Below are 18903 nucleotides of genomic sequence, written 5' to 3'. Positions count from 1 at the left end.
ATGCTCCGTCCCACACCGTTCGACCTCGCCACCGGAACGCTGCTCGGTGTCGGCCCGCCACCGCCGCGTCGGCAGGTGCCGGCCGGCGTGCCGGATCCGTTGGGCGCGCTCGACGCCGCGGTCCTGGCCGGCCTGACCCGCCCACCGTGTGTGGTGAGCTTCTCCGGTGGGCTGGACTCGTCGCTGATCCTGGCGGTGGCCGTCCGGGCGGCCCGCCGGGAGGGGTTGCCCGACCCGGTCCCGGTCACCTGGCGGTTCACCGGGGCACCCCGGGCCGACGAGTCGGACTGGCAGCACCGGGTGATCGGGGCGCTGGGGGTCGGCGGGTCGTGGCAGATCCTGCGGGCCGACGACGACCTGGACCTGGTCGGTCCGGTGGCTCGCCGGTTGCTGCACCGCCACGGGGTGGTCCACCCGGTCAACCTGCACCTGCACCTGCCCATCGTCGAGCTGGCGGCCGGCGGCTCGCTGCTCACCGGTGCCGGCGGCGACCAGATCCTGGCGGGGTGGCGTCGTCCACGGGCGTCCTCGCTGCGCGGCCGGCTCTGGTGGCTGCGGCACACCGCGCGTACCCGGCAGGGGCCGGCGGAGATGTTCGCGTGGCTGCGGCCGACAGTCGCCCGGGAGGCGTACCGCGCGCAGCGCGCGGAGCAGCGTGCCGAGCCGCGCCGCCTGCGGCAGCGGATCGCCTGGCACACCCGGCGGCGGGACCTCCGGATGACCTGCTCGGCCCTGGCCGCGCTGGCCGCCGAGCACGAGGCGACCGCGATCCAGCCGCTGCTCGACGAGGGTTTCCTGGCGGCGCTGGCGCTGCGCTACGGCGGCCACCGGAACGTGGGTCGGGACCGGCTGCTCGCGGAGATCGTCCAGGGAGCCCTGCCGGCCGAGGTCACCGCGCCGCGCCGCAAGGCCCGCTTCCTCGAGGTGTTCTTCCGGACGCCGACCCGGGAGTTCGTCAGCTCCTGGGACGGCTCGGGCGCCGACGAGGAGGTGGTGGATCCGGAGGCTCTGCGGGCGCTCTGGTCACGCTGGCCGATCCCCGGCGGCACCGCCAGCCTGGTCCAACAGCTCTGGTTGGCCGCCAACCCGCCCGACTCCGCCCGCCGGCCGGAGCGTTCCGACATCGACGTGGAGGTCACATCGTGACAGAGCAGGAAATCGTGCACCGGGTCGACCCGGACCGGGTGGCCTGGCGGGTCGCCGGTGACGAGGTGGTCGTGCTGGACACCCGCAACTCGGTCTACTTCGGATTGGACGCCACCGGCGCGCTGCTGTGGCGACGCCTGGCGACCGGGGCCACGAGCGCCGAGCTGGTCACGGCACTCGTGGAGACCGCCCCGGTGGACCGGGAGCGGGCCCGCGCCGACGTGGCCGCGTTCCTGGCGGACCTGCGCGGGCACGGGCTGCTGGTGCAGCGGCCCTGACCGACGCCGCCGATTGGTCGGGCCGACAAATACCGCCGGTTGGTCGGGGAGCCGGGTGCCGCCGGGCGGCCGGACCGACAGGCGCCGCCGGTGCACCCCGCCGCACCACGGGCGGCGCACCCGCCAGCGGTCAGCCGCGATCGTCGCGCCGGGCCGCGCGTACCTCGCTCAGCGCGGCCGGGAGTTGCCCGGCGTTGCGGGCCAGCCGGGCCAGGTGCGCCAGCAGCAGACCGACCGGGCCGCGTCGGGCCAGTGGGCTGGCGTGGCGCATCGACGCCGGTGTCGGGAACAGTCGCGGGCCGAGGTGCCGCAGCCGGTCGACCACACCGGACAGCTCGGCGAGCTGCGCGATGGTCAGGGCGGCGGGCGAGGCGCGGTGGGCCCGCAGCCACAGTGCTGGCGTGCCCTGCTGGGGCAGTGCCAGCGTGGCGGCCAGGGTCGCGCCGGCCGGCGTCAGGCGCAGGCCGAACGCGAACGACGGGAGCGCGCCGGTCCGCGCGGCGAGGTCGGCCGCCGCTCGCCAGGTGTCGACGGGAAAGACCTCGACCGCCCGCAGCAGGTCGGCACGCGGCCGGTCGGAGCGACCCGGTGCGGCGGCGTGCAGGGCCACCAGCAGGGCGGCGCCCGCCTCGTCCGGCACCGTGACCAGGCCGCCGGCCAGCCTGATCCGCTGCGCCGAGGACCACAGTCCGGTCCACAGCGCCTCCGGATCGGCCACCCCGTGGAAGCCCCGATGCAGGTCGATGGTGAGCGACAGCGGGCCGGGCAGCCGCCAGGGACGCTCGTACCAGTGCGACCTGTGGTCGGGGCGACCCTCCGGGAGGGCGCTGACACAGCCGAGGTCGGCGAGCGCCCGCTGCGCGAGGTCGAAGGAGGCGGGGGTGACCAGCAGGTCGATGTCGGTGTAGACCCGGTGCCCCTCCTGGCCCAGCCGGCGGGCCAGCCCGGCCCCCTTGAGCAGGACGGCTTGCACCCCCCGGTCGGCAAGTGCGGCGGTGACGCCGACCGCGGCCCTGTCGAGGCTCAGGCAGCGCACCGCCTCCGGCCGGGCGCTCACCGGGTCGCTCCCACGGCCGAGGTGGCGACGACGGTGTCGGCGAGCAGCCGGTGGGTGTCGTCGAGTGCGGCCCAGTCGCGCGGTCGGGTCAGCTCCCAGGCCGGCAGGGCGGCGAGCGACAACAGCGCGGCCGGGTCGGAGGGCAACTGCCCGAACGACCGCTGGCGGGCGAGCCGGGCCAGCAGGGCGGCGCCGGGCAGCCGGGGCAGGGTGACCGTGGCGCCCCATCGCAGGAACAACCAACCGCCCAGCCGGACGTGGGGCGCGATCGGCGGCAGCGCCACCCGCAGCCGGTCGCCGGCCCGGACCGGCCGGGTCGGCAGGCCCACCCCGGGCACCGGCTGCCGGAGGTCGACACAGCGGGGGCCGGCGAAGGCGTCGACGCCGTCGACGACCAGGATGTCGTCGGTCAGGATCGGCACCCCCCGGGCGGCCAGGGCGGCGAGCAGGCTGCTCTTACCTGCGGTACGCGGGCCGAGCACCGCCCAGGCCCGGCCGGCGAGCAGGAACGCGCCACTGTGGAACGTCTCCCGACCGGCCCACCTGTTGACCGTGGTCGCCACCGGGGCGAGGTACGGGTGGGCTAGCACGTCTGCCGCGAGCGGCGGCCCGTAGAAGGTGGCGGTGCCCCGTAGTCGGTCCACGGCGAGGGTGCGCCCGTCGGCGAGGATCCGGGTGCCCCGCCGGTCGTCCAGCGGCACCGGCGGTGGTGGCGGCACGTCCACCTGGCCGACCCGCACGGCGGGCCACCCGAGGGCCGCGCCCTCGGCCGGAGGCAGCTCCGACACCTCGTCCAGCCCGTGCACCCGCAGCCCGTAGACGCCTCGTCCGGGTGTCGGCATGATCTCCCCGCTCATCGTCTGCTCAACGATCATGGGCAACGGCACGGTGCGGGTGGCGCTCGTCGTGACGCGCCACCCGCACCCCTATTCGGTGAGCGTCAGCGGAAAGTGCCGCTGTCGATCGTCACCTTCTGCGACTCCTTCAGCCGCTTGGCGTCCGCCGCGCGCTGCTTGGTCGCCTTGGTGCCCTTCGCCGATGGCGCCACCGTCGGGACCACGCCCCCGCCGATGGCGTCCACGTCGTACGCCACCCACCACGAACCGGGGGTGTCCACCGCGAAGCTCAACGCGATGTAGATCGACGCACCCGGTGCGAGCCCACCCAGGTCGATGGGGATCGTCAGGGTGGTGCCCAACCCGCCACCCGGCGGGCTGGTGGCTGGCGTGTCCATCGCCAGGTTGCGCACCAGCAACGTCCGGCCGTCACTGATGGTGATCGACGTGGTCGCGTTGGTCGGGTTGACCAACCGCATGTTGGAATGCACCGCCGGCGACGACCCACCGGGGTACGGCGCGCCGTTCAGCGCGCTCAGCGACGTGATCCGGATCCGGGCCTGGGTGATCGGCGCGGACGACCTGTTGGTAAGCGTTCGCCGGATCACCAGGCTGTTCGCGGTGCGGACCCGGTTCGGGGCGGCCGACACGGCCACGTTCGGGTCGAACAGCGTCGACTGCACCGCGGCGTTCTGCTGGTAGGTGCCCAGCGTGTTCTGCGGTGAGGGGCTGCCGAGTGTGGACGGGACCCCGTTGATCGGCCCGATCACCGTGGCGACGAGTCGGAAGTCGGCCACGTTGTTGGCGGTGTCCTTCAGGTTGCCCCCGATCCGCAGTCGGTTCCAGGCGAAGGGGACGAATGGCGGCGAGTTGAAGGCGGGCAGTGGTGGACCTTCGGAGAAGCCCGCCGTCGAGCCCGCCCGGTCGGTGACGGTGTCCGCCCCATCCGGTGCGACAAGCCGGAAACCGCCCTGGCCGAGGCTGGGGACGATGAGGTCGGGTTGGATGTTGAACAGCGAGTAGTCGCTGGCCGCGATCAGGTAGCCCCGCTTGGGCGGCAGCGGCCGCGCGCTGCCGGGGATGGTGACGGACAGCCCACCGGGAGCCTCCACCTTGAACCCGGCGATCGGCAGGTTGATCGCCGTGCCGTTCACGATCGAGACGAACTGGTCGTTGATGCCGCCGATGCCGGACTGCGCGAACTGGTCGATGACCACCTGGCGGGGTGCGGCCGAGACCTCGATGGCGACCTCGTTGGACACCGCCTCGCCCAGCGGGCCGGTCCCGTCGTACTGCGCCCGGAACTGGTTGTGCCCGAACGCCGGCACGTAGACCTGGAAGGTGGACACGTTGAGGGTCAGCGGGAAGGTGCCCAGTGGGGTCTCCACCCCGTTGGGCAGCTCGTCGATGAGCGTCACGCTGCCCTCGGCGACGCCGGGGCCGACGATGACCTGGAACTGCACCGAGTTGCCGAAGAACGTGGCGTTCGTGGACACGCTCAGGGTGGCCACGCTTCTGGGCTGGATCAGGATCCGGATCGCCTGCTCGGCGGCGAAGCCGTTGGCGTCGGTCACCCGGACCGTCGACGGGAACGCGCCGACCGCCGTCGGCCGGCCGGACAGCAGGCCGGTCGTGGCATTGAGGGTCAGCCCGGGCGGTAGCGACCCGGCCGGCAGCGACCAGGTGAACGGCCCGGTGCCACCTATCACGTTGAGCTGGTCGGAGTAGGGGGCGTCGACCTCACCCAGCGGCGGCGCCGGGAAGCCCAGGAGCGGCGCCTTGTTGACCACCAGGGTGATCAACCGGGTGCCGGTCTCGCCGGCCGAGTCGACGACTCGGATCACCACCGGGTAGACCCCGGCGGTGGTCGGGACGCCCGAGATGCCGTTGGTGACGGGATTCAGGGTAATGCCGGGCGGCAGAGTGCCCGAGTCGACGCTCCAGGTGTACGGCGGCACCCCGTGTGTGATGTTCAGGGTCGCGGTGTACGCGATCCCGACTGTCGCGTCGTTCGGGTGGTCGAACAGCAGCGTCGGCGACACGTTCGCGATCACCTCGTCCGACGGTACGGACTCGGCGCCGATGCCCTCGGCGGTGCGGGCCGCCACCGTGAACCGGTAGGCGGTGGTGGGGAACAGCCCGGTGACCGTGTTGGTGGTCGCCGCCCCGAAGCTCTGGGCCGGCCCCCGATTGCCGCCGACCCAGGGGGTGACGATGTAGCCGGTGATCGGCGAGCCGCCGTTCGGGCCGGGCTTCCAGCTCAGCAGGGCCGTGGCGGTGTCGGCGGTGACCGCGATGATGGTCGGCGCGCCCGGCAGCGCCATGATCTTGGCGCCCGCGGAGGGCTTGCTGGCCGGGCCGACGCCCTCGGCGTTCTTCGCGGCGACAGTGAAGGTGTAGGTGCCCTTGGCGGTCAGACCCTCGACCTTCTGGGTGGTCGTCGACGCGTCGAAGGTGACGGTCTTCGCCTTCTTACCGTTGCGGTACGCGGTGACCAGGTAGCCGGTGAGGGCCGAGCCGCGGTCAGCCGGCGCCTGCCAGTTCACCGTCGCCGTCCCGGCCCGCCAGGAGGCGGTCGGCTTGGCCGGAGCGGCCGGTGGCTGCGCCGGGGCGGCCAGCTCGGCGATTCGCTCCATGGTGACGGCCGGCGCGGCCACCGGCGCGGACGCGGCTGTGGGGGTGCGGCTCGGGGCGCGGGCCGACGCCGCGGTGGGGGCGACGAGCAGACTGACGAACAGCGCCAGGATTGCGGCGCATGCCGTGACGGCCCGTGGACGGGCACGGAGCACTGGGGACATTGATGTTTTCTCCCTCTCCCGGGGATGAGGGCCACCGCGGACGGGGGAAGGAGGCAGGCGACCGACTGATGGTCCTCGGCGGCCACGCGCCTGCTGCCCCCGGCCGCAGGGCGACTGGCGGAAATCCGACCGTCACTCACGGAATGGCTTTCGCGTATTGAGTGACGGATCTCTATCAACTCCTACCAGTTTTCCCAGGTCAGGCCACATTCGGGCGGGGAAAGTGTCCAGCCATGGGCGGAGGCTGTCCGAATTGCGACTGCCGTCGCGTCCTTTTGCGGCGGACGCGACGGCAGGGTCGCGTCAGTCCCGGCGCACCGCGAGCTGAAGCTCGGTGACGCCCTGCTCCGGCTGGTCCGGGCAGTAGTCCAGGTACAGCTCGCGGGCGAAGCCGTCGGCGCGGTAGCCGTTGTCGTCGATCCAGCGGGCGAGCACCTGCATGCTCTGGTCGACGTCGTCCATCGCGCCATGATGGAGGATCGTCGCGGCGGCGCCCAGCGCGGGCAGGTCGCGTACCGTGAGGTCGGCGACGCTCGACGGCCCGACCGCGACGGTCACCCCGGCGTGCACCACCACCGCGTCGCCGTCGCCGTCGGCGGCCGGCTCGTACCAGGCGATGCTCGGCCCCGTCGGGGTGATCCCGGCGTCGGCCAGCCGGCGGAACAACTCCGGGTAGAGCGGTCCGATCACCGGCGTGATGTCCTGGCTCTGGTAACTCGCCGCGACCGCGGTCAGCTCCGCGACGCGCACCGGCGCGATCTCCTTCAGAACGACGTCCTGCGTACTCATGGTGCCCTCCGATTCGATCATCCGGAGCCTCGCCTCGACCGCGGCCAGCCGGGCGGCGTCCGCGGCCAGTTGCTCTTCCAACTGGGTACGCCGCAGCCGCAGCATCCCGCGCAGCTCGACCACGTCGACGGCGTCGTCGACGATGACCCGCACCTGCTCGAGGGTGAGGCCCAACTCCTTCAGGGCGATCACCCGGTTGAGCCGGCGCAGCTGGTCCGCGCGGTAGAACCGGTATCCGGTGTGCCTGTCGACAGCGGCCGGACGCAGCAGCCCGATGCTGTCGTAGTGACGCAGCATCCGCACCGACACCCGGCCCAGTCGGGCGAAGTCTCCGATGGTGAACATGGTCCCCTCACGCTCGTCCCTGACACGGTGTCAGGGTCAAGCGTGGGTCAACCGACCGACGAGCGGCGGGCCGGGCGCGGCCCGACCAACCGGCGGACCATCGGCGCGGCGTTCCACCTGGCGGCGCCGACCAGGTCGCGGGCGTGCTCCAGGACCGTGTAGTCGGGACGGTCGAGCCCGTCGGCGATGGCCCGGTCGAGGTCGTTGCCACACCGGCTCAGCACGGTGTCGAAGTCGCGGCGCACCGGTTCCTGCAGGTCGTAGCCGAAGGAGCGGTGCAGCCGGGCGAAGAGCGGCTTGTACAGCCGGACCCGCTCGTGCAGCCCCGACGAGTACGACATCGGGTTCTTCGGCCGCCGCAGGACGTAGTCGGGCAGCACGTCGGCGAACGCCCGCCGGACGATCCACTTCTCCTGCCCGTCGCGCAGCTTCAGGCTCAACGGCAGTCGCATCGCCAACTCCACCACGCTGAGGTCGAGAAACGGCACCCGCGCCTCCACCCCGTGGGCCATGGCGGCCCGGTCGACCCGCTGCAACTCGGTGCGACACAGGTTGCGGATCCGGTGCAGGAACAACCGACGCGCCGCGGCCGGGCCGACCTGGTGGTACATCGGGTACCCACCGAACAGCTCGTCGGAGCCGTCGCCGGTCAGCACCACCTTGACGCCCAAATCGCGCAGGCGGCGGAAGATCGGCACCGAGACGACCGCGTTGATGATGTCGCCGTACTCGGTCAACTCGGAGATCCGGATCGCCTCACGCACGTCGGCGAGCCGGATGTCGCGCGGACGTAGCTCGACCACGACGTGCGGCACGTCCAGGTCGGCGGCGAGCCGCCGGGCGTACGCGACGTCGGGGCTGTCCGCGACGCCGACCGTCACCGCGACGCAGTCCGGGTGGATGTCGCGCACCTGGCGCAGCATCAGTGAGCTGTCCAGCCCACCGGAGAGCACCACTCCGACGGTCAGGTCGGTCTCCACCCGCATCCGGATGGCGTCGCTCAGCGCGGCACGGACGAGCAGGGCGGCCTCGTCCGGGTCGTCGATGACCGGCAGGCCCGCGCCGATGGTGAGCAGGTCGACGTACGGGTGGAGGCGGACGTGCCCGTCCGCCTCGGCCCACCCGTGGTGCCCGGGTGGCACCTCGACGATCGGAGCGCCGTGCCCGACGAGCGCCTTGACCTCGGAGGCGAGGTGCAGGCAGCCGGGTCGGCGGGACCAGTACAGCGGTTTGACCCCGAGCGGGTCGCGGGCCAGGTAGGCCCGGCCGGTGCTCCGCTCGACGGCCGCGAACGCGTACTCGCCGCGCAGTCGGGTCACCGCCGCCTCGCCCCACTGCTGGAACGCGGCGAGCAGCACCTCGGTGTCGCCCTCGGTGCGGAACGTTTGCCCCAGACGGGTCAACTGCGTGCGCAGCTCCCGGTAGTTGAAGATCTCGCCGTTGAAGCAGAGCAGCCAGCGCTCGTCGGTCGAGGTCCACGGTTGCACCGCCCGGTCCCGGTCGACGACGCGTAGGCGGCGGGTGCCGGCGAGCAGCCCGCGCTCGGACCGGGTCTCGGTGACCTCACCGCGCGGGGCGAGGACGGCGAGCATCCGCCGGAAGGTCGCCGGGTCGGCCTCGGGGCCGATGCTCAGGGCGATGCCGCACACCGGCTCAGACCCCCATCTCGGCCTCGTACGCGCGGCGGAGGCGCCGCCGGGCGGCGGGCGCCAGGCACAGGTGCCACGCCTGCCCCTCGTCGATCACGTTGATCTCGCCGGCGTCCTGCCGGGCCAGCAGCACGTCCGCGAGCGCCTGGCGCGCGCCGAACCGTTCGAACCAGTTCAGCTCGACGTCGACGGAGTAGCCGAGGCAGTGCCCGCTGGGCAGCATCGCGGCGTAGCCCAACCGGCGCAGCCGGTACTGGTGTTCGGCACTGCGCACCAGGCTTGTCACCCAGAGCGGCGGGGTGTGCGGCGGCGCGGCGGCGGCGAACTCCCGTGCGAGGTCGTTGAGCAGCGCCACCACCTCCCGGCGGGCGCGCCGGAACAGCAGCCCGGCGGTCTGCGGGGTGGCGTCCGGGTGCAGTCGACGTCGCAGCCCACGGGCGGCGCGGCCCAGCAGGGTCGCGGGTTGCTCCTGGTAGCGGAAGCGCAGCAGGTCGCGGCGGCGCAGCCACTCCAGGTCGACCAACTCGGCGCTGCCGTTGACCTGGTCGTCGGTGACGAAGGTCGGGGCGTCCTGCCACCACAGCACGTCGATGCGGGAGAGCAGGTAGATCCGCACCAGCGCGCCGAGGTCACGCGCCGAGGTGCGCTCGTTGGGCTGGTAGCGGGCCATCTCCAGCAGCAGCGTCTCGCGCGCCCCGAGCAGGCCCTGCGGGGTGGCGTCGAGGACGGCGGCGAGCGCCGGCTCCCGCAACCGCTCGTCGATGAGCACCTGGCGGGCCCGGGTGCTCGCCGCGTCGGCCAGGGCGCCCACCTCGACCAGCAGTTCGGCGACGGCGACCCGGTAGGCGGCCAGGTCGGGCTCGGCGGGGACCCGGTGGCGCGGGGTGAGGCCGGAGGGTCGGCGGCGGGTCGGCGCGGTGGGCGAGACGGGCGAACCAGGCTGCTGTCCCGGACTACGGCTGGGCACTCGCATGACGGGGGGTCCCTTCTCCGCTCACGGCACTGGGTGGATCGCCCTGAACACACCGTAATCAGCCGGACCGGGATGGACCGAACAATCCTCCGATTCACCCCTAAGAGAGCCGGACGTCGCGCTCACGACTACGCCGAACGGCGGCACCTGGCGTACCAGCGCGTGATCAGACGCTGACGGATTGCCGCCATACTTCGTCAATGGCTTCCACCTCGATGACGGCGAACGAAACGGTTGGCGCGGTGAATCCCTTCGCGACGACCACACTGCGGACCGCCCTGGTGATCGTCGCGCACCCGGACGACGAGGCGCTGCTCTGCGGCGGCACCATCGCGCGCATGACCCAGGCCGGGATGGACGTCCACGTCGCCTCCCTGTCGCGCGGAGGGCAGGGTCGCGACAAGGCCTTCGACGCCTGCTGCGAGATCCTCGGGGCATCCGGTGAAGTGGGCGACCTGGCCTCCAACGACCTGCGTACCGACGGGGACCTGGTCACCATCACGGACGCGTTGATCGACGCTCGCCGCCCGGATGTCGTGATCACCCACGGCCCCGGCGCCGGGCAGAACCAGGACCACAACGCGATCTGCCACGCCGTGCGGATCTCCGTCAGCCGCAGCCGTCATCCGACGATGCTCCTGCTCGGCCACCCGACCTTCGCCACCACCGACTTCCGCCCGACGTTCTTCGTGGACGTCACGAACGTCTGGTGCGCCAAGATCGAGGCGCTCGCCGCGTACCGGCAGATCCTCGACCGGGACTACATGGCAGAGGAGTACCTACGGGTCAAGAGTCGGTGGTGGGCGCAGGTGGCAGGCCGCGACCGAGGGCTGTGCGAGGCCTTCGAGGTCGGCCTGTGGCGACCCGCTCCGGCCTAAGGCCCAGCGCCAGGCCCTGCACCTCGGCGTACGACGGCAGCCCCGACGGGGCGACGACAGCGCCCGCGCGGACCGCGTCGGCGGCGGCGACGGCCGCGGCGAGCGCGGCCCGAAACAGCAGGGAGCCGGTGCTGACCCGGGCGACCCCGGCCCCGCCCAGTTCGTCGAGCGTTGGCCCGCCCGGCTGGTACAGCGCGTTCAGCGGAGCGTCGATCCGCTCGCCGAGCACGCGCAGCGTCGCCAGGTCGACGGTGCCGGGCACGAAGATCCCGTTCGCCCCCGCGGCCCGGTAGGCACGGGCCCGGGCCAGGGTCTGCGGCAACGGGTCCGGCGTCCCGAGCCACCACGTGTCGACGCGGGCGTTGACGAACAGGTCCGGCACCGCCGCCTTCACCGCCGCCACCCGGTCGGCGACGCACCCCGGATCGGCGAGCGTGCCGTCGGCGCGCCCGTCCTCCAGGTTGATCCCGACCACGCCCAGCCCGGCCAGCTCCGCCACGTACCCGGCGACCGCCGCCGGGTCGTCACCGAACCCGGCCTCGACGTCGACGGTGAGCAGCACCGGCAGGCGGGCCAGCCGGCGGGTCAGGGCCAGGGTTTCCACGGCGGTGGCCGCGACGCCGTCGGGTCGCCCGGCGGTCGCGGCGACCCCGAGGCTGGTGGTGCCGATCGCCCGGTGGCCGCGCGCCGCGAGGGCCGCCGCCGACGCGTGGTCCCAGGCGTTGGGCAGCAGCAGCGGTCGGCCGCCGTGATGCAGGGCGTGGAACTCCGCACGCCGGTCGGTCATCGGACGCTCACCTCCAGGGTCTTCGCCACCGCAAGGGTCGGGTGCGGCTCGTGGCACAGTGGGGCCGGGGTGCGCCGGCAGCGGTCGCGCAGCACGTCGAGCACCCCGGTGGCGAGGGCCAGGGCGTGCCGGTCGCCGGGGCAGCCGCGCTCCCCCGCCCCGAAGGTCAGCAGGCCAGCGCCGGCACGACCCGGCCGGAACGCCGCCGGCTCGGCGAACACCCCCGGGTCACGGTTCGCCGCGTCGAAGCGCAGCAGCACCTGGCTGTCCGCCGGCAGCTCCCGCCCACCCAGTCGCACCGCGCTCGCGGTGACCCGCCGCGTCGCCCGTACCGGCGGGTCCAGCCGCAGCACCTCGGCCAGCAGCTCCGGCGTCCGCGCCACGCCCGACGGGTCGCCGCCGGGCCGGGGCAGCAGGTGGTGGGCGGCGGCGCCGATCAGACCGGCGGTCGCGTCGCACGCCTGGACCAGCAGCCCGATCAGGTTCGCGCGCACCTCCGGCGCGGCCGGCGGCACCACCGCCAGCAGCGTCGCCACCGCCCGGTCGGCCCGCCGGAGATGAGCCACGTCAACCCCCGGGTGGTACGCCGCCGCGACGACCGCGACCGCCGTCCCGGCGGCGACCGGGTCGGCGAGACCGAGGCGCCCGGCCAGCACCCGCAACGGCACCGACCGGGCCAGTTCACGCATCACGTCGAGGCGGCCACCGGCACGGTCCAGGACGGCGCCGGTCAGCCGGGCCGCCTCCTGCCGCAGGTCGTCCGGGTCCAGCGCGTCGAGCGCGGTGACCACGATCGAGCGACGCTCGGCGTGCCGGCTCGGCGAGCTGAACCTGCTCACCGAGGCCCGCAGCCAGGCGAGGGTGCCGGGCGGACCGCCGGCGACCACCGGAACCTGAAACGTCGGGTCGGTCAGGGCCGCCCGCACGTCCGCGTGCCGCGTCACCCACCACCCGCGCTCCGGCGCGAACGACGGCGGGCCGCACGCAGGTGTCCCGGCGGCGGGTGCGATGTCGGGCCAGGTGTCAGTCACCGCCCGACGGTAGAACCCGAACCCTTCGGTCCCCGCCGAACGATCCCGCCCCGGCCCGCGTCCCTGGCCAGCGGGTCAGGTGCGGCCGCTCGCCGCCCGGCGGGTCAGGCGCTGCCGCTCGCCGGCCGGCGGGTCAGGCGCGGCCGCTCCCCGGCCAGCGGGTCAGGCGCGGCCGCTCGCCGGTGCCGGGGGCGGGGTGGGCGCGAGGGTGGACGCGGGGACGTCGAGGGTTTCGGCGAGGGCGGCGCGGCCGGCCGGGGAGAGTCGGACCGCGCGGCCGGTGCCCGGGTTGATCCAGCCCAGGTCGGTGAAGCGGGCGCGCAGCGCCGCGCCGAGCGCTCCGGCCAGGTGCGGGCGACGCTCGGTCCAGTCCAGACAGTCGCGGACCACCGGGCGTCGAGCGGCGCGCAGGGCATCCACGGGTACGCCCAGCTCGGTCGCCCACGCCCAACCCTCGGCGGTCACCGTCAACCCGCTGGAGCGGTCCAGTCGTCCGTCGGCCAGCAGCGCGTCGTACATCACCACGCCCAACCGCCCGGCCAGGTGGTCGTAGCAGGTCCGGGCGTACGCCAGGGCGGCGCTGACGGTGGCCGCGCGCAACGACCCGGCCGGCGCCGGTGGGGTCGGAGCGTGCCCGGCCAGGTCCTCGATCAGCTGGGCCACCGACGGCCCGGCCAGCCGCAGGTAGCGGTGGCGGCCCTGCCGCTCCTCGACCAGCAGGCCGCCGTGGACCAGTCGGGTGAGGTGGTCGCTGGCTGTCGACGGCGCGACACCGGCGCGCCGGGCCAGCTCGCCGGCGGTCCAGGCCCGACCGTCGAGCAACGCCACGCAGATGCCGGCCCGGGTGCCGTCGGCCAGCAGGGCCGCCAACTCGGCCATTGCCCGGCCCTCGGTGCCACCACTCATGCCGCCATCATCGCCCCGACGAGCGACGCGCCGACCACCCGGGTCCGGCGCGCTCCGCCCGGCAGGGTCGGAGGAACCGACGCGCTTGCCTGCCGCCCTACTCTGAAGAGGCCACGACGCCACTTCGGCAAGTCGGGGCCCTAGCGCCCACAGCCTGGGCGGATAGAAGCAGCCGCATGATCTGGACGACGTTCAGAAGCGCCCGCACCCCTCGCCGACTCCGCGCCGTGGCCGACATGCGATTTCCGGCCAGCGCACGCGAGCATCTCCGGAACCGGTACCCCCATCTCAGCGACGACGACCTCGTCGTCGTCGAATCCGCGACCCGGCAGTGGTTCCGGCTCGCCGTCCGCCAGAGCGGTGCGAAGCTGGCGATGCCGTCGGTGGTCGTGGGCGACCTGTGGCAGGCGCTGACGCTGCACACGCAGGACTACGCCACCTTCTGCGACGCGGCGTTCGGGCACCCTCTGGACCACCAGCCGAGGTCCGCGACGAGCGACGACCCGACCGACGCCGGCCGCCGCACCCTGCTGCTCGCCACGCTGACCTACGCACGCCGGGACGAGGGAGGCAGCCCGACCAGCCTTCCCCTTCTGTTCCGGGTCGACGACGAGCTTCGCATCCCGGGCGGCAGGCGCTACCTGGCCGACTGCGGAGGCCGTGGCGAATGCTTCCCGGTTGCCGAACGGGTCTGCCTGCAACACCTCGCGGGGCTCGGCAAGCGGCCCAAGCCACGCGGCATCCGCGGCGATCTGCCCTTCCTCGACGGCCGCCACGGCTACGGCGGCGGTTCCGGTGGCGTGGGTGGCGGCGACTTCAGTGGCGGAAGCGACGGCGGCGGGGGCGGAGGCGGCAACTGAAGCCCGGCCACCTGACGAGCGCGCTCGCCCCGACGGCCCGCGCCAACCCAGCCGCGACGGTCCGCGCCGCGGGCCTAACGGGCGCGGCGCTCCGCAGCGGCGTGCCACCAGGCGGGTGAGTTCGGGTTGGTGGCCGCCGCGCTCGGTTGGTCCGGGTGCAGGCCGAGTCCACGCAGCGCGGCAGCCTGGACACGGACGCCGACCCAGCCGTGCCAGCGGCCGCCATCGCCAACGCCACAGGTCAGGTCGACGCGAATCGCGTCGGCCGCCAGAGGCATCCAGTCGATGCCCCGATCACGTAGTCAAGCGCGGACGGCGGCCATCGGCTGCGGGCGACCCCTGGTGTTCGGATAGGCCGCGATGGTGACCCACTCAGTGTCCGGAGCGTTCATGGCGACCATGATCCCCGCTGTCGTCCGACTTCGGAAGCGCGATCCGCGGGCTCCGGTCATCGCCGCCGCCGCTGCCGCCAGCCCACCGTGGCCCGCACGGCCGTCCGACAGGCGTCGACCAGATCCGCGTCGAGTTCGACGGCGTGCCGAGCCTGGCACTCGGCCGGCAGCGACACCTTTCGATCCTCGGACGCGACCCGCTCGACCCAGCCGCCCCGGAGCACGTGCGGCGTGAGCACCCGATCCGCGCTGTCCAGGTCGGCAAGGAGCGTCGGCAGGTCGATCCGGTCCGGTTGACCGCCGCCGAGCCCCGCGAAGATCCTCTCGTACGGGCCGCCCTCGAACCCCACTGTGGACGAGACGCCCAGGAGCACCCGTCCCTCGGCCGGCGGGCCGACCGCCGGTGGCACGTCGCCGGCCCGCAGGGCGTGGAACGGAAGGATGGCGAACCACCCGTGCGCCGACCAGAGGACGAGCGTCCTCCCGGGCGGGCTGACGTGCACCCGCCACGCGTCGCCGCGCACACCCGTCCAGTCCGGCCACCGCCGGCAGAAGTAGTCACTGGCACCACTCGCCCACCGGCGCGCCAGGCCCGACTCCCGCAGGCACCTGAGGTGGCACTGGCCGTACCGGTCATCGGTGCCGGACCGGTCCGGTCCGAGGAAGTACGGCGCCAGGTAGAAATCCTGACCCGACAGGCCGAGCGACAGCCGGCCGCAAAAGCAGCACTGCTCAGGGACACCCGCGTCACGCACCTGAACGTCGTGGGAACCGATATCCCGCACCCGGAACCCCCGCTCCGACGACGACGCGCCGAACACTAGCGGAGCCGGGTCAGCGGCGTCACCGTCCGGTCCGATCCGTCGTAGCTGCGGGCGGCGTCGAAGTCACCCGTCGGGCGCTGCCCGCCCGCGACACCACGGGCCGCTCGCAGGTCCGCGTCGCGGAACCGCAGGGCCAGGCTCAGGTGCGGCACCCACGCCCCCGGGGCGTGCCACGGGCGGTGTCCGTCGGCCTCGGCGAGGACGTCCCAGATGGCGGCGTGCAGCCTGGTCAGCGCCGGCGTCGGCCGGACGAGCCAGACCAGCGGGGCGCTGCCGTCGAGGACGACGACGCGGTCGAGCGCGACCGGCACCGGCAGCGCGGCGTCGAACACCTCGGCCAGGCGGTATTCGACCCCGGGCGGAAACTCGTCGACGGCGGCGAGGGTCAGGTGCGGCCGGTTGGTCGGGTGGATGGTGCGCGCCAGGCTGGGCAAGCCGGCGGCCGCCAACCGCTGCCAGACCGCCCGGACGGCAGTCTCCAACCCGGGCGAGCAGACCAGTTCCACCGTACGCACGCGCCCACGCTAGCCCGGACGGCCGGTGTGGTTGGCACGGATCGCGACCGCGGTCAGAGCCAGCCGTTGTCCCGGGCGGCGCGGACGGCCTCGGCCCGGTCGGCCGCGCCGAGCTTCTGCACGGCGGCGGACAGGTGGTTGCGGACGGTGCCGGTGGACAGGTGCACCCGGCGGGCGATCACCGCGACCGGGGCGCCGAACTCGGCCAGCCGCAGCGTCTCCAGTTCCCGAGGCGTCAGCGGGCACACGGGCAGGGTCAGCGCGTCGGCGGCCAGCGACGGGTCGACGTATCGGCCGCCGGCGTGCACCCGGCGGATCACGTCGGCGAGCGCGCCGCCCGGCGAGCCCTTGGGCACGAAACCGCGCGCCCCGGCGGTCAGCGCCTGCCGCAGGTGCCCGGGACGCCCCTGCCCGGTCAGCACGACCACCGCGCACTCAGGACGGACCCGGGTCAGCTCGGCGGCCACCGCGATGCCGTCGAGACCGGGCATCTCCAGGTCCACCACTGCCACGTCCGGGCGGTGCGCGAGCGTCGCGGTCACCGCCGTGGGTCCGTCGGCGGCCTGGGCCACCACGTCGATGTCCGGCTCCAGGCCGAGCAGCGCGGCGACCGCGACCCGGATCAGGTCCTCGTCGTCGGCGAGCAGGACGCGGATCACGACGTCACCGGCACGGTCGCCTCAAGGGTGAACACGCTGTCCTCCCGGCGGACCCGCAGCTCTCCCCCGGCCGCGGCGAGCCGGTCGGCCAGGCCGCGCAGGCCGTGGCTGTGCGCGTCCGGGCCGCTGTCGTCGGCACCGTCGTTGGCGATTGTCATCCTGGCCCCGTTCTCGTCCCGGTCGATGTGGATCCGGCACCACTCGGCCCGGCTGTGCCGCAGCACGTTGGTGCCCGCCTCGCGCAGCACCGCCGCCAGTTCGGCGGCGGCCGGCTGGGGCAGGTCGACGTGTGGCGGCACCGTGCAGCGCACGCCGCAGGAGCGCAGCACGTCGGCCACGGCGGCCAGTTGCTCACCGAGGTCGACGGCCCGGTAGCCGTGCACGCTCTCGCGGACCTCGGTGAGCGCGGAGGCGGCCAACCGTTGCACCTCGGCGGCCTCCCGCCCGGCCCGCTCCGGGTCGACAGGTGCGAGCCGCGCGGCGAGTTCGGCCTTCAGCGCGATCACGGTGAGGCTGTGCCCCAGCAGGTCGTGCACGTCACGGGCGAAGCGCAGCCGCTCCTCGGCGGCGGCCAGCCGGGCCTGGGCGGCCTGACCCTGCCGGGCCTCCACCAGCAGGTCCCAGAACCAGACCTGGAACCAGTTGACCGCGGCCACGCCCACCCCGACGCCGCCGGTCACCGCCAGGGACCGCCCCACGGACCCGCCGGTCCACCAGGCGACCGCCGCCGACACGAGCAGGGTGCCGGCGGTGACCGCCAGCGCGCCCGGGAGGCCTACCAGCAAGGGGGCCATCCCGACCAGGGAGGCCCCGATCCACGCCCAGGTCGGCCAGGCCCCGGCCGCGACCGGGGCCACCAACGGAACGGTCAGCGCCGCCCCGACGACAAGCCCGAGCTGGGCGCGACGTCGCCACCGTTGCGCGAGCCAGGGGGTGACCGCCGCGTACAGCAGAGCGGTCTGGGTGGCCGCGAAGACGAGGATCCCGACCGTGCCGAGCACGACGCGGCCAGCGGACGGCTCCCGGGTCAGGCCGACCGCGGGCAGCAGGACGCCCGCCCACACGCCGGTGGCCAGCGACAGCAGCGTCGCCCGCCGAGCCCGGCGCAGCCGGCGGTCCGCCCGGGGGGTCACCACCTCGCTCGTCACGCACCGATCCTAGGACCGCACGGCGCTCGGTCCACCCATGCGAGATGTCACGGTCGGACCGTGCGATCCGCGCGGGATTCCGGTGACGGACGCGCCTGCCGACCGCGCCGGGACCCCGGCAGGGTCAACGGCATGGAGAACACACTCGTGTACGCGGACAGCAGCACTGTCGTACCGTCGCCGTCGCCGTCGCCGTCGCCGTCGCCGGCCGCGCCCGGCGCCGGCACGCGGCGGCTGTGGTGGCATCTCGCCGAGATGGCGTTGGCGATGGTCGTCGGGATGCTGCTGCTCGGGCCCCTGTGGGACGCGGCCGGCGTCCCGCTCGGGCTGAGCGGGACGCTGGGCCGGCCGGACGTCGCCGCGCTGGTGATGGCCACGAACATGACGATCGGGATGACGGTGTGGATGCGCTACCGGGCGCACCACTGGCGTGGGGTCGTCGAGATGGCCGCGGCGATGTACGTGCCGTTCCTGTTGGTGCTGGTGCCGTTCTGGGCCGGCCGGCTGGACGGCGAGGCCCTGATGCTCGGCGGTCACCTGCTGATGGTGCCGGCGATGGTGCTGGTGGCGGTGCGTCACCGGCACGAGTCGCCGGTCGCGGTACGCCGGCATCCGGCCGTGGTGGCGCTGGCCCGCCGCTGGCCGACCGGGCTGGCGCTGCTGATGACTGTGGAACTGTGGGTCGACCCGAGGATCCTCAGCCCGTGGACGATGCTGGTGCTGCCCGGCGGGTACCTGCTGATCGGTGTGGCCCGACGGACCCTGCGCGGGCCGGGCGTGCTCGCCACCCAACTGGTCGGCCTGGTCGTCTGGGTCGCGCTGACGCTGACCGCGGTCGCGGTCGGGGGTCAGACGGCGGCGTGGCTGGTGGCGCTCGGTTGGCTGGTGCACGGCGGGTGGGACCTGGTCCACCACCGCACCGGCCGGGTGGTGCCAGGCGGGTACGCCGAGTGGTGCGGCGTGCTCGACGTGACGCTGGGGGGCATCATGATCGTGGCAATCCTGACCGGCGCCGTCTGACGGGGGCGATCT

Annotated in this window: 19 protein-coding genes; 5 read left to right on the top strand and 14 right to left on the bottom strand. The window is 74.0% G+C overall.

What is annotated here, in order from left to right; translation table 11 throughout:
- A complete protein-coding gene (locus ACPXBU_RS32350; protein WP_425761099.1) occupies nucleotides 1-1146 on the top strand; it encodes an asparagine synthase-related protein in 1146 nt (381 codons plus the stop codon).
- Entirely contained in the window at nucleotides 1143-1424 is a 282-nt protein-coding gene (locus tag ACPXBU_RS32345; protein WP_393370581.1) for a PqqD family protein, read from the top strand. Before ACPXBU_RS32350 ends, ACPXBU_RS32345 begins: the two co-directional genes overlap by 4 nt.
- A gap of 130 nt (nucleotides 1425-1554) precedes the next feature.
- Here ACPXBU_RS32345 and ACPXBU_RS32340 read toward each other — a convergent pair whose 3' ends face one another.
- From ACPXBU_RS32340 to ACPXBU_RS32315, 6 genes are all read right to left on the bottom strand, one after another.
- Nucleotides 1555-2481, bottom strand: coding sequence for a nucleotidyltransferase family protein (locus ACPXBU_RS32340; protein WP_425761098.1), 927 nt, complete (start codon nucleotides 2479-2481; stop codon nucleotides 1555-1557).
- On the bottom strand, nucleotides 2478-3356 hold the full coding sequence (locus tag ACPXBU_RS32335) for a hypothetical protein (RefSeq protein ID WP_425761097.1): 879 nt from the start codon (nucleotides 3354-3356) through the stop codon (nucleotides 2478-2480). The genes ACPXBU_RS32340 and ACPXBU_RS32335 overlap by 4 nt, the downstream gene beginning before the upstream one ends.
- A 65-nt stretch (nucleotides 3357-3421) precedes the next feature.
- Nucleotides 3422-6115, bottom strand: a complete 2694-nt coding sequence (locus tag ACPXBU_RS32330; protein ID WP_425761096.1) for a fibronectin type III domain-containing protein — start codon at nucleotides 6113-6115, stop codon at nucleotides 3422-3424.
- A 303-nt stretch (nucleotides 6116-6418) separates the two neighbouring features.
- A complete protein-coding gene (locus ACPXBU_RS32325; RefSeq protein ID WP_393370590.1) occupies nucleotides 6419-7249 on the bottom strand; it encodes a MerR family transcriptional regulator in 831 nt (276 codons plus the stop codon).
- Between the two features lie 47 nt (nucleotides 7250-7296).
- Entirely contained in the window at nucleotides 7297-8898 is a 1602-nt protein-coding gene (locus ACPXBU_RS32320) for an asparagine synthetase B family protein (protein ID WP_425761095.1), read from the bottom strand.
- Nucleotides 8899-8902: 4 nt separating this feature from the next.
- Entirely contained in the window at nucleotides 8903-9871 is a 969-nt protein-coding gene (locus tag ACPXBU_RS32315) for a DUF5715 family protein (protein WP_425761094.1), read from the bottom strand.
- A 200-nt stretch (nucleotides 9872-10071) separates the two neighbouring features.
- On the opposite strand from ACPXBU_RS32315, the gene ACPXBU_RS32310 reads away from it, so the two are divergent.
- The gene (locus ACPXBU_RS32310; protein WP_393370598.1) at nucleotides 10072-10749 is read left to right on the top strand and encodes a PIG-L deacetylase family protein; all 678 of its coding nucleotides are present in this window, start codon (nucleotides 10072-10074) and stop codon (nucleotides 10747-10749) included.
- Here the strand turns inward: ACPXBU_RS32310 and ACPXBU_RS32305 are convergent.
- The 3 genes from ACPXBU_RS32305 to ACPXBU_RS32295 all read right to left on the bottom strand — a co-directional run bounded on the left by ACPXBU_RS32305 (nucleotide 10658) and on the right by ACPXBU_RS32295 (nucleotide 13473).
- Nucleotides 10658-11536, bottom strand: coding sequence for an isocitrate lyase/PEP mutase family protein (locus tag ACPXBU_RS32305; protein WP_425761093.1), 879 nt, complete (start codon nucleotides 11534-11536; stop codon nucleotides 10658-10660). The two genes, ACPXBU_RS32310 and ACPXBU_RS32305, sit on opposite strands and share 92 nt — an antisense overlap.
- Complete coding sequence (locus tag ACPXBU_RS32300) at nucleotides 11533-12567, bottom strand: cytochrome P450 (protein WP_425761092.1); 1035 nt, start codon at nucleotides 12565-12567, stop codon at nucleotides 11533-11535. Before ACPXBU_RS32300 ends, ACPXBU_RS32305 begins: the two co-directional genes overlap by 4 nt.
- A 162-nt stretch (nucleotides 12568-12729) precedes the next feature.
- A complete protein-coding gene (locus ACPXBU_RS32295) occupies nucleotides 12730-13473 on the bottom strand; it encodes an ArsR/SmtB family transcription factor (RefSeq protein ID WP_425761091.1) in 744 nt (247 codons plus the stop codon).
- A gap of 227 nt (nucleotides 13474-13700) precedes the next feature.
- Here ACPXBU_RS32295 and ACPXBU_RS32290 point away from each other — a divergent pair, with 227 nt between their 5' ends.
- Nucleotides 13701-14333, top strand: coding sequence for a hypothetical protein (locus ACPXBU_RS32290; RefSeq protein ID WP_425761090.1), 633 nt, complete (start codon nucleotides 13701-13703; stop codon nucleotides 14331-14333).
- Nucleotides 14334-14407: 74 nt separating this feature from the next.
- On the opposite strand, the gene ACPXBU_RS32285 is transcribed toward ACPXBU_RS32290, so the two are convergent.
- The 5 genes from ACPXBU_RS32285 to ACPXBU_RS32265 form a co-directional block, all read right to left on the bottom strand.
- Nucleotides 14408-14611, bottom strand: coding sequence for a hypothetical protein (locus tag ACPXBU_RS32285; protein ID WP_425761089.1), 204 nt, complete (start codon nucleotides 14609-14611; stop codon nucleotides 14408-14410).
- Nucleotides 14612-14781: 170 nt separating this feature from the next.
- Nucleotides 14782-15480 carry a hypothetical protein gene (locus tag ACPXBU_RS32280; RefSeq protein ID WP_425761088.1) on the bottom strand — a complete coding sequence of 233 codons (699 nt, stop codon included), beginning with the start codon at nucleotides 15478-15480 and terminating at the stop codon, nucleotides 14782-14784.
- A 65-nt stretch (nucleotides 15481-15545) separates the two neighbouring features.
- Nucleotides 15546-16064 (bottom strand): 2'-5' RNA ligase family protein, encoded by a 519-nt coding sequence (locus ACPXBU_RS32275; RefSeq protein WP_425761087.1) that lies wholly within the window; start codon nucleotides 16062-16064, stop codon nucleotides 15546-15548.
- A gap of 53 nt (nucleotides 16065-16117) precedes the next feature.
- Complete coding sequence (locus ACPXBU_RS32270) at nucleotides 16118-16723, bottom strand: response regulator transcription factor (protein ID WP_393370620.1); 606 nt, start codon at nucleotides 16721-16723, stop codon at nucleotides 16118-16120.
- Nucleotides 16720-17871 (bottom strand): sensor histidine kinase, encoded by a 1152-nt coding sequence (locus ACPXBU_RS32265; protein ID WP_425761086.1) that lies wholly within the window; start codon nucleotides 17869-17871, stop codon nucleotides 16720-16722. Before ACPXBU_RS32265 ends, ACPXBU_RS32270 begins: the two co-directional genes overlap by 4 nt.
- 132 nt (nucleotides 17872-18003) lie before the next feature.
- On the opposite strand from ACPXBU_RS32265, the gene ACPXBU_RS32260 reads away from it, so the two are divergent.
- Nucleotides 18004-18891 carry a hypothetical protein gene (locus ACPXBU_RS32260; protein ID WP_425761085.1) on the top strand — a complete coding sequence of 296 codons (888 nt, stop codon included), beginning with the start codon at nucleotides 18004-18006 and terminating at the stop codon, nucleotides 18889-18891.
- Nucleotides 18892-18903: the final 12 nt, after the last annotated feature.

Origin of the sequence: Micromonospora sp. DT231 (assembly GCF_049847025.1) — a bacterium.
GTDB lineage: Bacteria > Actinomycetota > Actinomycetes > Mycobacteriales > Micromonosporaceae > Micromonospora.
The sequence above is the reverse complement of the archived record's forward strand: the minus strand, read 5'-3'. Positions and strand labels throughout refer to the sequence as shown.